At 60.8% G+C, this 13284-nt stretch carries 13 protein-coding genes; 3 read left to right on the plus strand and 10 right to left on the minus strand.

Annotation, left to right across the window (positions count from 1 at the left end; genetic code table 11):
• Positions 1–4: 4 nt before the first annotated feature.
• From F624_RS0120645 to F624_RS0120690, 10 genes are read right to left on the minus strand one after another with little or no spacing between them, the layout of a single operon-like run.
• Entirely contained in the window at positions 5–973 is a 969-nt protein-coding gene (locus F624_RS0120645; RefSeq protein ID WP_019576252.1) for a transketolase family protein, read from the minus strand.
• Entirely contained in the window at positions 966–1790 is an 825-nt protein-coding gene (locus tag F624_RS0120650) for a transketolase (protein ID WP_019576253.1), read from the minus strand. The genes F624_RS0120645 and F624_RS0120650 overlap by 8 nt, the downstream gene beginning before the upstream one ends.
• Before the next feature lie 13 nt (positions 1791–1803).
• Positions 1804–2556, minus strand: coding sequence for an SDR family NAD(P)-dependent oxidoreductase (locus F624_RS0120655; RefSeq protein WP_019576254.1), 753 nt, complete (start codon positions 2554–2556; stop codon positions 1804–1806).
• Complete coding sequence (locus tag F624_RS0120660; RefSeq protein WP_019576255.1) at positions 2553–2981, minus strand: gluconate 2-dehydrogenase subunit 3 family protein; 429 nt, start codon at positions 2979–2981, stop codon at positions 2553–2555. Before F624_RS0120660 ends, F624_RS0120655 begins: the two co-directional genes overlap by 4 nt.
• Positions 2982–2986: 5 nt before the next feature.
• On the minus strand, positions 2987–4585 hold the full coding sequence (locus tag F624_RS0120665) for a GMC family oxidoreductase (protein WP_245573692.1): 1599 nt from the start codon (positions 4583–4585) through the stop codon (positions 2987–2989).
• Between the two features lie 9 nt (positions 4586–4594).
• Positions 4595–5062, minus strand: a complete 468-nt coding sequence (gene fabZ, locus F624_RS0120670; protein ID WP_031255723.1) for a 3-hydroxyacyl-ACP dehydratase FabZ — start codon at positions 5060–5062, stop codon at positions 4595–4597.
• Between the two features lie 17 nt (positions 5063–5079).
• A complete protein-coding gene (locus F624_RS0120675; RefSeq protein ID WP_043426372.1) occupies positions 5080–6294 on the minus strand; it encodes an acyl-CoA reductase in 1215 nt (404 codons plus the stop codon).
• Positions 6275–7336, minus strand: a complete 1062-nt coding sequence (locus F624_RS0120680) for a LuxE/PaaK family acyltransferase (protein ID WP_084679578.1) — start codon at positions 7334–7336, stop codon at positions 6275–6277. Before F624_RS0120680 ends, F624_RS0120675 begins: the two co-directional genes overlap by 20 nt.
• Positions 7336–8754: an AMP-binding protein gene (locus F624_RS0120685; RefSeq protein WP_019576260.1), complete on the minus strand. Its 1419-nt coding sequence runs from the start codon at positions 8752–8754 to the stop codon at positions 7336–7338. Before F624_RS0120685 ends, F624_RS0120680 begins: the two co-directional genes overlap by 1 nt.
• Entirely contained in the window at positions 8751–8996 is a 246-nt protein-coding gene (locus F624_RS0120690) for an acyl carrier protein (RefSeq protein WP_019576261.1), read from the minus strand. The genes F624_RS0120685 and F624_RS0120690 overlap by 4 nt, the downstream gene beginning before the upstream one ends.
• A gap of 604 nt (positions 8997–9600) precedes the next feature.
• Here F624_RS0120690 and F624_RS0120695 point away from each other — a divergent pair.
• The 3 genes from F624_RS0120695 to F624_RS0120705 all read left to right on the plus strand — a co-directional run bounded on the left by F624_RS0120695 (position 9601) and on the right by F624_RS0120705 (position 13266).
• Complete coding sequence (locus F624_RS0120695; RefSeq protein WP_019576262.1) at positions 9601–11274, plus strand: B12-binding domain-containing radical SAM protein; 1674 nt, start codon at positions 9601–9603, stop codon at positions 11272–11274.
• An 11-nt stretch (positions 11275–11285) separates the two neighbouring features.
• Positions 11286–12041, plus strand: coding sequence for an acetyltransferase (locus F624_RS0120700; RefSeq protein WP_019576263.1), 756 nt, complete (start codon positions 11286–11288; stop codon positions 12039–12041).
• Between the two features lie 145 nt (positions 12042–12186).
• Complete coding sequence (locus tag F624_RS0120705; RefSeq protein ID WP_019576264.1) at positions 12187–13266, plus strand: FkbM family methyltransferase; 1080 nt, start codon at positions 12187–12189, stop codon at positions 13264–13266.
• Positions 13267–13284: the final 18 nt, after the last annotated feature.

The following is a 13284-nucleotide window of genomic DNA, read 5'->3' on the forward strand; positions in this document are numbered from 1 at the left end:
AGGTTCAGGCCAGAAACTCACGCACCCGCGCCGCGATGGATGCGCCGACCAGGCCGTGCCTTTCCAGCATGAAGCGATAGTCGGCAGCCGCCACGAACTCATCCGGAAGACCCAATGCCAACTGGGGCGGGCTTTGGCGAAGCGGGGCCTTGTGCTGGGCCACGGCGGCGCCCAGGCCACCGATGAGCGAATGTTCTTCCACCGTCACGATGGCACGCGAACCCGCCAGGGCCTTGTCCAGCGCCTCGGTGTCCAAAGGCTTGAGGGTGTGCATGTTGAGTACGGCGGCCGACACCCCCTCGGCCTCCAGCAGCTTGGCCGCCTCCAGCGACTCGTAGACCATGGTGCCGTGGGCGATCAAGGTGACATCGCGCCCCTCCCGCAACCAGATCGCCTTGCCGATGGTGAATTCGTAGTCTTCCGAATAGACCACCGGGTTGTTGACCGCGCCGGTGAGCCGGATGTACATCGGGCCCTGAAAGTGGGCTGCCGCCTGCACCGTCTTGACGATCTCTGCACAATCCGCCGGGCACACCACGGTCAGGTTCGGAATCGCGCGCATGACGGCCGCATCTTCGATGCCGTAATGGGAGTTGCCCAGAAAGGCCATGGCCAGACCGCTGCCGATGGCGACGGCCTTCACGTTCAATGCCATGTAGCCCAGGTTCATACGCACCTGTTCGGCAGCTCTCATCGAGATGAAGGGCGCAAACGAGGTCACAAACACGTTGTAGCCCTCCTTGGCCAGACCGCCGGCCACCCCGACCAGGTTCTGCTCGGCGATGCCGATGTTGAGGAACTGATCCGGGTAGGAGGCCTTGAAACGGTCCAGACCCGAGGAGTTGCCCAGATCGGCCGACATCACCATCAGATCGGGGTGATCCGCCCCCAAAGACAGGATGGCTTGGCCGAACACGCCACGGGAACCCAGGCGAGACCACTGCCGGGCATTGCTGGGAGTGATTTCAAGCATGTCCGCCCTCCTCCAGTTCGGCCAGGGCACGCTCGTAATTGGCCTTGGTCAATCGGTTGTGGTGCCACTCATTGTTGTTTTCCATGAAGGAAACCCCTTTGCCTTTCACGGTGTGCGCGACCAGGACCTTGGGAAGGCCGGGCGGCGTGGGCGCAGCAAACGCGGCCTGCAAGGCAGGCACATCGTGGCCGTCGACCTCCAGGGCATGCCAGCCAAAGCTGCGGAACTTGGCAGCCAGGTCCTGCAGGTCAAGAATCACCCGGCTGTCGCCGTCGCTTTGCAGCTTGTTGTAGTCAACGATGGCCACCAGCGTGTCCAGACGCAGTTGCGCGGCCGACATGACCGCCTCCCAGACCGAGCCTTCGTTGCATTCGCCGTCGCCCAGCATGACGTAGGTCTTGTAACCCAGCCCCTTCTTGCGCCCCGCCAGCGCGAGGCCAACGCCCATGGACAGGCCCTGCCCCAGGCTGCCGTTGGACGATTCGATGCCCAGATCGAGGTTCATCACCGGGTGGGCGATGAGGTCACTCTCGTTGGTCTGAAAGGACTGGAACTGCGCCTCGGTGATGAAACCGGCGGCCAGCAGCGCACTGAAAAACCCCAGCACCCCATGCCCCTTGCTCAGGATGAAACGGTCGCGCTCGGGCCACCGGGGCTGGGCCGGGTCGACGCGCAACACCGATCCGTACAGGGTGGCCATGATGTCCACCATCGACAGCCCGCCGCCCAGATGGGCGCTCAGGTTGCAGCTGTGGCTGATGTCCAGGATCTTGCGCCGCATCAGGCGGGCCATCTGCTCGATGTGCTCGGTACTCATAAGCTTTCCAGGGTCAAACCAGGCCCCCGTCCGCACGGATGACCTGGCCGGTCACGTACGAGGACAGATCGGAAGCCAAAAACAAGGCCACATGGGCAATTTCTTCGGGCGAGGCGGGGCGCTTCAGGGCACTGGCCGCCAGCAGCGCCTCGCGGGCAGCGGGGTCCATCTGCTCGTACATGTCGGTTGTCGTGAGGCCTGGCGCGATGGCATTCACCCGCACGCCCGAAGCCCCCAGTTCCGTGGCCATGCTCTGGGTGGCGCGGGCCAGCGCGGCCTTGCTGCTGCCATAGGCCAGCGTGCCCGCATCGGCCACGAAGGCCGCCGTCGATGCCAGGTTGATGATGGAGCCGCCGCCCTGGCGCGCCATCCAGCGAGCCAGCCCCTGGCTGAACTGCAAGGGGCCGAACAGGTTGACCTCGAAGGTCCGCCGCATTTCGGCCATCGTGGTCATCTGGAACAAAGCGCCGCTGGCGGTGCCGGCATTGTTCACCAGCACATCGATCTTTCGCTTGTCGGCCAGGATGCGCCGGGAGGCCTCACGGATCGACGCCTCCGAAGCCAGATCGAGCGCCACCCATTCGAGGAACCCGGCGTCGGCACCCAACGGCGGGTCGACCGGGATGTCGGGCAGCGCATCCAATTGACGCGCACAGGCATAGACACTGCATCCATGGGCGCGAAAACACGTCAGGATGGCGCGGCCGATGCCCCGATTGGCACCGGTCACGACGGCCACTTTTCCTTGCAGCAGAAGGGTGTTCATTTCAATGGGGTGTCCACAGGACGGTCAATGGGGCCACGCAAATAGACCGGTTCCAACAAAGACCAGTCATCCTCAGGCATGGGGTTGCCCTCGGGAAACGGGGGCACGGCACCGGACGGTAGGCCGCGCAACACCCGCTCGCTCGAATAATAGGCGCGCAGGCAATGGGTGACCACACTGGTGAACAAGCGCAGGTCCTGCCGACGCAGTGCATCGACCAGCTTCAGGCGCTGTTCCATGTCCAGCGCTTCAAACCGCTGTGCATGGTGCTGCTGCGCCAGATCACTCAGGCCCTGCAGAAAATCGGCCACCTGCTGCTCGATGCCGAAGCGCTGCTGGTAGGCCGCAAAGTCGATCGACGACGCAGGCGGTGCATGGAGCGCCTCGTCGCCTGGCAGCAAGGTGTCAAGAACCAGATTCAACATGATCGTTAACCCAATTCGTGGAGTTGCCGTTTGATGTGATCGCACAGGTACAAGGTGAGCGCCTGCGAGGTGGCCACCGGATTCACGGCGGCGGCGGTGACGAAAATGCTGCTGTCCACAATGAAGAGGTTCTTGACGGCATGCGCCTGCCCGCAGGGGTTGACCACCGAGGTGGCGGCATCCTGCCCCATGCGTGCCGTGCCCATGATGTGCCAACCCGCATGCCTGATGGGCGCAAACGAAGCGCTGATCCGGGCCCCGGCAGCCGTCAGCAACTGCTTGCTGGCTTCCACGCCGTGCTTGAGCATGCTGCGCGTATTGTCGCTGAGGGTGTAGTGCACCTTGACCCCCGGCATGCCGCTGCTGTCGCGGTGCTCGGGGTCCAGCACGATGCGGTTGTGCGCCTCGGGCAGGTCTTCTGTGATCACGGCCAGCCCGGCGGTGTGGTTGTAGGTGCGCATGAACTCGCGGTGATGGTCCGGGCCCAGCGGAATGCGGCGCATGAAATACCCGTTGACCGCGGTCTCCACAGGCGGGGCCCCCCGCAAAGCCTGCAAGGTGTAACCCCGCACAAAGCCGCGCTGGGCGTCGGTTTCATAAAACTGCTGACTCAGCAGACAGCAACCATGCGGGCCGATGCTGGAACGCAGGTCCTGCTCGAACACCCCCTCGACATAGGCCAGCGGGTGCAGCATCAGATGCGTGCCCACCAGGCCTTGCTCATTGAGCAGGCCGTCCGGGAAGGCCGTGGACACCGAATTGAGCAACAAGCGGGGGGTGCCCAGACCGCTGGCGGCCACGACGACCACACGGGCCCGAAGCCGGTGCAAGGCGCCTTGCTCATCCAGATACAGCGCCCCGTTGGCGGCGCCCGTGCTGTCCAGGCAGATCTCGACGACACGGCAACCCGTGCGGACCTCCACCCCCTGGCGCAGAGCCTGAGGCCAGTAGGTGACATCGACACTGGATTTGGCGCCCTGGGCGCAACCCGTGTTGCAGGGCCCCAGGTTGACACACGGGGCCCGGTTCAGATGCCGGTGGGTGTTGATGGCGCTGTAGGCCGGCCACCAATGCCAACCCAGTTGATTGAAGCCCCGGGCCAGCGCCCGCCCCATCTCGCCCAGCGGCACAGGTGGCAACAGGGACTCGTAGTCGGGATAGGCCGGATCACCCACCAGCCCCGCCACACCCATCTGCCGCTCGTTCTCCGCAAAGTACGGCCGCAGTTGCTCGTAGCTCAGCGGCCAATCGTCGGCCACACCGTCCAGCGAACGGACTTTGAAATCAGAAGGATGAAATCGCGGGAAGTGCCCCGAGTACAGGATCGTGCTGCCGCCAAAACCATTGAAATTGGCCAGCGAAATGGGCGATTGCGAATCATCGACGGGGTAGTCGCCAGGCCGCTGCCGCACGTTGGGATTGGGGCTGAAATCAGCTTGTCGGCTCAGCTCCCAGCTCGCGGTGTGCGAAGGGTAGCGCTCGGGCACCGACGCAGCCCCCTGCTCCAGGCAGACGATGCGCAAGGCCGTCCCCTGGCTCAAGCGCCAGGCGGCGGCGGCCCCGCAGGCGCCGGAGCCGATGATCAGAACGTCCGCCTCTTGCACCACGCAGCCTCAAGCCGGTCGAGTCGGCAGGTACTGTTTGAGGATGTCCGGGATGGTGATCATCATCTCGGCTTCGCAGGCCACCTCCTGGTCGACATAGGCCACGCCCTTGCCCTTGCAGATGCCGCGCTTCCAGGACAACACCTCGGTGTGGATTTCAAACTTCTTGCCGGGCAGGACTTCCTTGCGGTAACGCACCGTGTGCGACAGGGCATGGGTCACCTTGCCTTGCAAGCCCGGCAAGGTGGTGATCGCCACCGTCAACATCTGGGCCAGGGCCTCGAGTTGCAAGGCCCCCGGCATGTTGGGCGCGCCCGGAAAATGCACGGGGAAATACCACTCGTTGAGGCTCAGGTTCTTGTAGCCGCGGGCGTACTGACCCGGCACCACCTCGTCGACATGGTCGATCATCAGGAACGGATAGCGGTTGGGCTGGTAGGCCTGCAGCTGCACGCAATCAAGACTGAATTTCTCCACGGAAAACCTCATTTCATTCATTGAATATCGACCCATCGGGACAGGGACGACATCAGGTCGTAGCCATCCCAATGCATGCCCATGTCCAGGGCCCGCCCGACGGGAACCACCCGGTCGATGCCCCGCAGCCGATGGCGCACGACAAACGACCTCAGCAGTGCGACGTCCAGGCCGAAGTAGGTGAGCGTCTGAAAGCGCGGATCCACCCACGGGGCCACCGCGTCAATCGAATCCACCGCCACCTCGTACACCATGCCGTGGTGCCCCCGGCGCGTGGTGGGTGAAGAGTGAAGGCCGCTGAGCGCCAACCGATACAGGCCATTGCCATGACGATGGATGCGCAGCACCTCCTCATCCTGGACACTGCGGGCGCAGGCCTCGACAAACTTGTCCATCGCCGCAATCGGTGCCAGGGTGTAGCGCGCCAGTGCCTCGCGCTCAAACGCGGCCCACAGGCGCGCCTGGGCCGCCTCGACCTCGGAAGCCGTGCCCACCCAGGCCAGCAGGTGCGGCGACGAGCAGGCGTTCTGGTCCATCAGGTACAGGTCGTTGAACAGGCGCGAGCACAGCCCCTTCAGCTCGGCCTCGGGCAAGGCGTTCAATGCCGGCGCCCCCAGCGCGCAAAACGAGTACCGGTCGGCGAAGGCGACCTCGCGTGAGCGTGCCGGGGTGGGGAAGCTGCGCATGTGCGCCACCGTGGCATCGCCCCCCCAGATCACGCGGCCGTCGGCCTGGGACAACCACCAGGCATTGATGTCATCGTCATGGGCGTAACGCAACAGCGCCACGGCCGAGCGCACCGACTCATGCTCGGGGCGGGCCAAGGTGGTGGCGATCGCCGCCAGCAACACATCCAGCGTCGGGCTTGCGGCCGAGGGCAGGCGCAACACACAGCTGTTGCCGCTGAGCAGCCCGAAGGCCAGCGAAAAGGCCGTGTTCACCGGCACGTTGGACGGACAGATGTGAAAGACAAGGCCCAGCCCGACGCGCAAACGATCGTCCTGCGCCGCCAAAGCCAGGCGCGCCAGATTCGCTTTGCGGCACCAGAAGGCAAAGGTGACCACATCCGGCAGATCGAGATGGCGCACGTCCTGCATCAACTGGCTCGACAGGTCGGCCAGAAACGCCAGCCGCGCCGGATCGAACACGGGCACCGGCAGCTCACACAGGCTGTCGGGCTGCCCGACCAGAAAATCGATCCGGGCACGCAATTCAGCGGGTATAGGTGTCACTGCAACCCCTGACTTCGGCCTGCTGGATGCGGCCATGAACCTTGAAATGACGCCCCATGCGGCCGCAGGGGCAATCGTCCTCACCGCCCCACTCGCCCAGGTCTTCGCTCAGCAGGATGTGGCCGGGGTAGCTGCGGGGGATCACCGACAGCACTTCAATCAGCCCCGTCTTGCCCGGGCCCAGCGCTGAAAAATCATGCGGGTCGCGAATGATGAGCTCGGAGTACGACGAAGCATGCAGTTGCCCGGCCTCACACTCCATGAAGATCGAGCCGGTCTGCTCGACCATGCCGTAGTAGTTGTGAACCCGACGCAGCCCGGCGACCTGGGCCAGCCGGGCCTTGAAGACAGGCGCATCGACGGCCTGGGCGAGCATTTGCTTCCACCCCCCGCCATGGATCAACACCCCACGCTCCAGCGGCAGATGCTGTGCCTGGTCCTCCAGCGCCAGCACCAGGTGCTGCCAGACCATGAAGGTGAAGCCGAACAGCAGGATCGGGCCGTCCGGGTACTTCTCGAGAAAGCGCATCACCCGCGGCAGATTCAGCTGCATGTCGTCGTCGAGCGCAAACTCCACCTCGCGGCCGAACATGGAAAAGCCCAGGATGCCGGCAGTGCGCGCCGAGAACTTGAGCCGGTCCGACACGGTGGAGCGGCTGTCGATCACCAGCATGGGCAGGCGCTGGGGGCCGATGAAGTCGGCCATGATCTTGGCCAGCACCTTGATTTGCAAGGCGGCCGTCGCCTTGTCCAGAAAGATCCTGGACAACTTCCCCCCCGTGCCCGACGAGGTCATGGTCTTGACGATGTCGCTGTGCGGCACGCTCAGAAGCTCCATTTCCTTGAACAGTCGAACCGGCAGGAAAGGCAGATCCTCCAGGCTTGGAGCGACGGGAGACGGTGACCACAGCCGGTCGAGCACCCTGGCGTAGGGCTCGCAGTGCGCACGGTGCCAGTCGAGCAACTGCTGCAGTTGCCCGCCCAGGAACTCGCGCTTGGCCGCCGAGGCCAAGCCATAGGGTGGGATTGAGGACAGGTCCATCAAACTGCCGCACTCAGGCGTGGATAGTCGATTTTTCCCGAGTCCAGGCGTGGCAACGCGGGCAGCGCGTGCAGCGACAAGGTCGAGCGATTCACATTCAACAGGCCGGCCAGCTCATCACGCAGCACCGGCAGCCCGGCGGCATCGGGGGCTTGAACCGAAATGCAAAGGCGATCATCCACACCCCAGGCCGCCGCGGCCAGCCCACGCTGCTCCAGCAACTGTTCAACAGCCGCCAGCGACACACGCACCCCATGGATCTTCAGAAAACGATGCAGGCGGCCTTCGATGTAGAAGCAACCTTCTGCGTCAAAGCGAGCCAGGTCGCCCGTTCGCAAAACACCCTGGTGGGTGTCGCCCAACTGAAGATCCGCCCTGGATTCGGCGTAGCCCAGACTGACATTGGGCCCCTGGTAGATCAGCTCCCCCGTCTTGCCCGCCTCCGACACCGCCTCGCCCTGTTCATCGATCAAACCCAGCTGGCCACCGGGAATGGCGCGTCCGATGCTGTCGGGCTTGAGCCCGACCTGCGCCGGCGGCAGGTAGGCCATGCGCGCCGTGGCCTCGGTCTGCCCGTACATCACGTAAAAATCGATGCCCTTGGCCTGACAGCTTTGATGGACCTGCAACACCCGCTCGGGCGCCAGCCGGCCACCGGCCACGGTCATGCTGCGCACAGAGCCCATGTCGAGCCGGTCCAGCCGCAACTTGAGCAGCATCTCGTAGGTGAAGGGCACGCCTTGGAAACGGGTCACCTGCTGCTGCCTCAGCAAGGGCCAGAACGCCCCATCGAACAAGCCCAGGCGTGTCAACACCACACAGGCCCCCACGCGCAGGTGGCTGTGGATCACGGACAGCCCATAGGAATAATTGAACGGCAGGGTGGTGATCGCCCGGTCATGCTCATCCAGCTGAAGGTATTGCGCGATCGAGTCCGCGTTCGACAGCAGGTTCTGCGCCGAAAGCCGGACCAGCTTGGGGGTGCCGGTCGATCCCGAGGTGGCCAGCAACAGCGCCAGATCGGGGTGGAGCGGCCCCGGTGGGGGTGACATGGGCTGGCGCCGCCGCCACAAGCCATAGCCGCCCTGCGACAACACGGCGTCGAAGCCTGGCAGTTCGGCCTGCCGAGAGGCCGCAAGCCAAACGCACTCAGGCTGGTACCGGTCAAGCAGGCTGCGCAACGCATGCTCAGGCAAGCCCGCCGCCAGCAACAAGGGCACCGCCCCGGCGGCCAAGGCAGACAAATAGCTCACCATGGAGCTCAGGTCGTTGTCCAGCAGCAGAAAAACCAGCTCTCGGGCTTGCCAGTGCAACTTGAACGATTGCACGGCCTGCTGCAGCTGCGAGTAGCTCAGCACTGCCCCCCCGTCCAGCACCAGCGCTGGCCGCTGCGGAAAGCGGGGGCAAAGCAGGTTCATGCCGAAATGTCGACGCCGTACTTCTTCAGCTTCTCGATGCCCACGGTGTAGGAGCCGAACTCGATGATGTCTTCCGTGTCCATCATGATGTCGAACTCTTCTTCGAGCGCCGCGATCAGGCCCATGTGGCCGACCGAGTCCCAGGCGGGAATGCAGTTGTAGACAAACTTCTCATCCAGCACACCCGGCTGGACAGAAAAGCACTTCTCGAACACTTGGTCGTACCGTTCTTTGTTGGACATCGTCCACCTCGTTTCATTTGAAAGCCACGCGATCGCTGCATTGGCGCCCGGAATCGCCCCGACTTGATCGCATGGATGCTAGCAGAGCGCTCAGGCCCCTAAGAGCCGTAATGACACCGATTTGCGTCGCAATTAAAGCCAGAAAGAACGCCTGAAAGGCCGGCACGAAAACCGAGGTGCCGCACTCTCAAACGGGCCACGGCATCAAGGATGGAGATTGGGGCGCAACCAACCCTGCACGGCACAAACACCCCACGCCAGACAGTCGCATCGGGCACGCCACTCAAGACTCCGGACCAAAGAGGCATTCGGCCAGGGTTCCTGCCCTCCGAGATCCGGCGTAGCATCTGGCGCACAAACGCCGCTTTACCCACGAACAGCCAGCCGTTCCCCCCCCAATTTGCCCCTTTTGACATCCAAGCCATCGTCGATACTGACTTGGCCCAAGGCGTCCGAGTGAGTACGCTGGCAGGCCGGTGACTCTGGCGACACTGGCTCAGCAGCGCCCCACAACGATGGGCCCGGAATGCATGAATATTTTTCTCAGCCGTTGAATCCATAAACAACCCACGCCCGAACAACCTCGCCGCCACGGAGATCCGTCATGCTTCAACAAATTTCCCCACAGATCATCTTCCACAACCCTTCGACGCAGCACATCAAACAGCACGTCAAGCACAAGGTGACTGCCAACGGAATTTGTTTCACGGATCAGCGCGAACAGATTGAAGACCTGGACACCCTGCCATTGATCGACCGGTCATTGATTGATTACAAAAAATACCATCAATTCATCGGGCAAAGTGGCATTCGAAACTGCATGACGATCCAAGGCGGTCGTGGTTGTCCCTACCGCTGCTTTTACTGCGATGTGCAGAAGCTGACGCCGAATTTGTACCGCAGGACTTCCGAAAACATCTACGCCGAAGTTGAGCACCTGGCATCACTCGGCGTGCGTGACATTGAATTTGTGGATGACATCTTCAACATCAACAAAAAGGAATTCATCAATTTCTTCAAGATGGTGAAAGACAACCGCTTGAACATGAATTTCTACTTTCAAAGCGGATTGCGTGGGGATGCACTGGATGCGTCGGCTGCCGACGCCATGGTGGAAGGCGGCGTCAAAAGCGTGAACATCTCTTTGGAGAGTGCTTCTCCGCGTCTTCAGAAGATGATGAAGAAATTTTTGAACATTGACAAGTTCCTGAAAAATCTTCAATACATCGCCACACAGTACCCCCATGTTGTTCTCGGTTTGAATGCGATGCATGGCTTCCCGACCGAAACCGAGGAAGAGGCCCGCTCCACGGTTGACTTCATCAAGGACATCAAGTGGCTGCACTTCATCGGCTTCCACAATGTCAGAATATTTCCTGGTTCCTTGTTGGAAAAGGTGGCCCTCGAGAATGGCGTGACCCCTGAGCAAATCAATGAGTCACTGACCATTCCCTACCACCTGATGCCGACAACGATGCATTTCGACCCGGCATTTTCGATGAAGCTGCGACTGGACCTGGTAAGGAATTACGTTCTCAACAAGGACCGCCTGAAGTACATCATCCAGAAGCAATTGTCGACGTTCAACGAAGAAGAGTTGATCTTCAAGTATCAATCGTATTTTCCAAGCCAGATCAACACGATGGATGACATCCTGCGGCTGGCCAAAATCGATCGCTCAGAAATCGATTTTTCGGTTCAACCCAGCCCGAACCCCTCTAGGATTGATTATGAAACCATGCAGGGCGCGCCTGTCGAGAAAAAGCCCGACGCACTGAACGTGCTGTTCATTGATGCCACGCAGTTTTACTCCAAAGACGACAACGCCGAACTGAAGATTGTCGAAGCGCCCCTGGGCATGCTGGCACTCCAGTCGTACATCGACCGGGACTTTGGCGACAAAGTCAACGGCAAGATCATCAAATCCTATGTTGACTTCGACAGCGATGAAGGCCTGAAGACCCTTCTTGCCGACTTCAAACCCGACCTCATTTGTGTTCGGACCATGTCGTATTACAAGAACTTCTTCGTGTCCGTGGTCAAAGCCGTTCGAGAGTTCGACTCGGCCGTTCCCATCATCGCTGGCGGCCCCCACCCCACCATTGCGGCCGAAGACGTTCTTCTGAACAACAACATCCAGGCCGTTTGCGTTGGAGAAGGCGAGTTGACCTTGTCCGAACTGATCAAGAGGATGCTCGAGCGTGACAAGCAGTTTCCGCCGCCCAGCGAACTCAAGGACGTCAAAGGCATTGCCTTTCCCTGGCACCAGAACCACTGAAGTCATTCAACATGGACCTGATGATCTACGGCTCGGGCAGCACCGGGCGAGAGATCGCCGACATGGCGCAACTGATCAACCGCTCAGAAAACAGATGGGGCACCCTTCATTTTCTGGATGATCTGCGCCAGGATCAGGAGCATTATGGCCTTGGCGTTCTTAAAATGACAGACTTGAACGCTTGGCCAGCATCTTTCGAGTGCGTTATTGCGATTGGCGAACCACAATTTCGCTTGGAAATGCATCAACGACTGAGCCAAAAAAACTTCACCTTGGCGACCCTTATTGACCCCAGCGCACGCATTTCACCCACGGCCAAAATCGGACCTGGGTGTATTGTTGGACCAGGCTCTTTTGTCTCCAGCAACACGATTCTCGAAGAGAATGTGATGCTGGAGATCAACACCATTGTGGGCCACGACATTGTGATCGGCAGCCACTCCGTCATATCCAGTTGCACGGTGCTCGGTGGTGCTGCAAAGATTGGCACCTGCTCATTCATTGGGCTGAACTGCGCAGTCAAAGAGAGAACCGTCATTGGAAAAGGCGTTGTGATTGGAATGCAATCCGCGGTGTACAACGACATTCCCGACGAAGTGATTGCCCTTGGCAATCCATGCCGAGTACTCAGGAAGAATGAGTCTGGTCGTGTTTTCAAGCCCTTGGCTTCTGGCTCCTGCGGCCCATCAGACACTGACTCAACGGGGCGCACATCTGCCGTCCCTGCAAACCACCATGCCATCCCGCTCGAGGGTGACAGGCTGTGAAATTACCCCACTCCGACCAAGACAAGGGTTGTAAAGACTGGGATTGACCCGGCTGTTGTGCACATCACCCGTGAGGCTCTCTCGATACATTAGTGTCAAGCCTTGGCGTTTCCCCAAGGCAACGGCCTCAACAGGAGCAGCCCCCATGTTCAATGCCCTTCCCAGTACCAGCCAGGATTTTTACGTCTCCATCCTCTCGGCCTCCATCCAGGCTTTGAAGATGAACACCTATTTCGATAACTTCGACAAACAGCGCTACAACTCGGATGGGGTTGATCGATCGGGCGTTTTTGAAGTCGGTCAGCGCACTTTTTATTTCGATTGGTTCTTCCGGCACCACGATGATTTGTTCAGGGCGTATGCCGCCTTGGGCAACGACGACTCCAAACTCCTGTATTTATTTTTGATCGGTTACCGTCTGGCGGGTCACCACAGCGTCAAAATACCGGTGGATTTTCTCTTCAAGCCTCAGGAATATGCAGCCTATCAAGCGCTTGAACAAGGATCTGAAAGCCAGCTCGCCTTGACCGGCATGTTTGGCAAACTGAAGCATTTCGACTTTCAGTATGAAGGGCATCCATACAAGATCGACTGTCTGGGGCTTGAATATTATTTGTTCCGCCGCCAGTACTTCTACGACAAAAATGGCATCGTGGTGGCTCCCCAAACAGGGGATTACGTCATCGACGGTGGCGCCTGCACCGGAGACACGGCCCTGGTGTTCTCCAACGCGGTGGGGCCCACGGGCAAGGTCTTCGCTTTCGACCCGGTGGCCGAGCACCTGGAATTGATGGAGCACAACCGCCAGCAGTTTCCGATCGCCAACGTGGAACTGATGCCCTACGGCCTGGCCAACATCGACGTCGATTGCGCCCCCATCGTCGTGAACAAGTACTCGCCGGGTTTCCGCGTCGATCAGCAGCAAGTGCCTTTGCGAAGCATCGACAGCCTGGTGAAGTCGGGAGGCATCCCTCGTGTCGACTACATCAAGATGGACATCGAAGGCTCCGAGATGGATGCCTTGCGAGGTGCCCACGAGAGCATCCTGCGCTTTCAGCCCAAACTGGGGATTTCCCTGTACCACAAGCCCGACGACCTGTTCGAGCTCGTTCTCCACATCCAGCAGACCTACCCCTTCTACCAGCTCTACGTGGACCACTACACCATCCACCAGGAAGAGACGGTTCTGTACTGCATCGCCCCACAGCGGGTGCAACAGGCCTGAACGGGATCAACGAAGAGG

Origin of the sequence: Curvibacter lanceolatus ATCC 14669, from assembly GCF_000381265.1 — a bacterium.
GTDB lineage: Bacteria > Pseudomonadota > Gammaproteobacteria > Burkholderiales > Burkholderiaceae_C > Curvibacter > Curvibacter lanceolatus.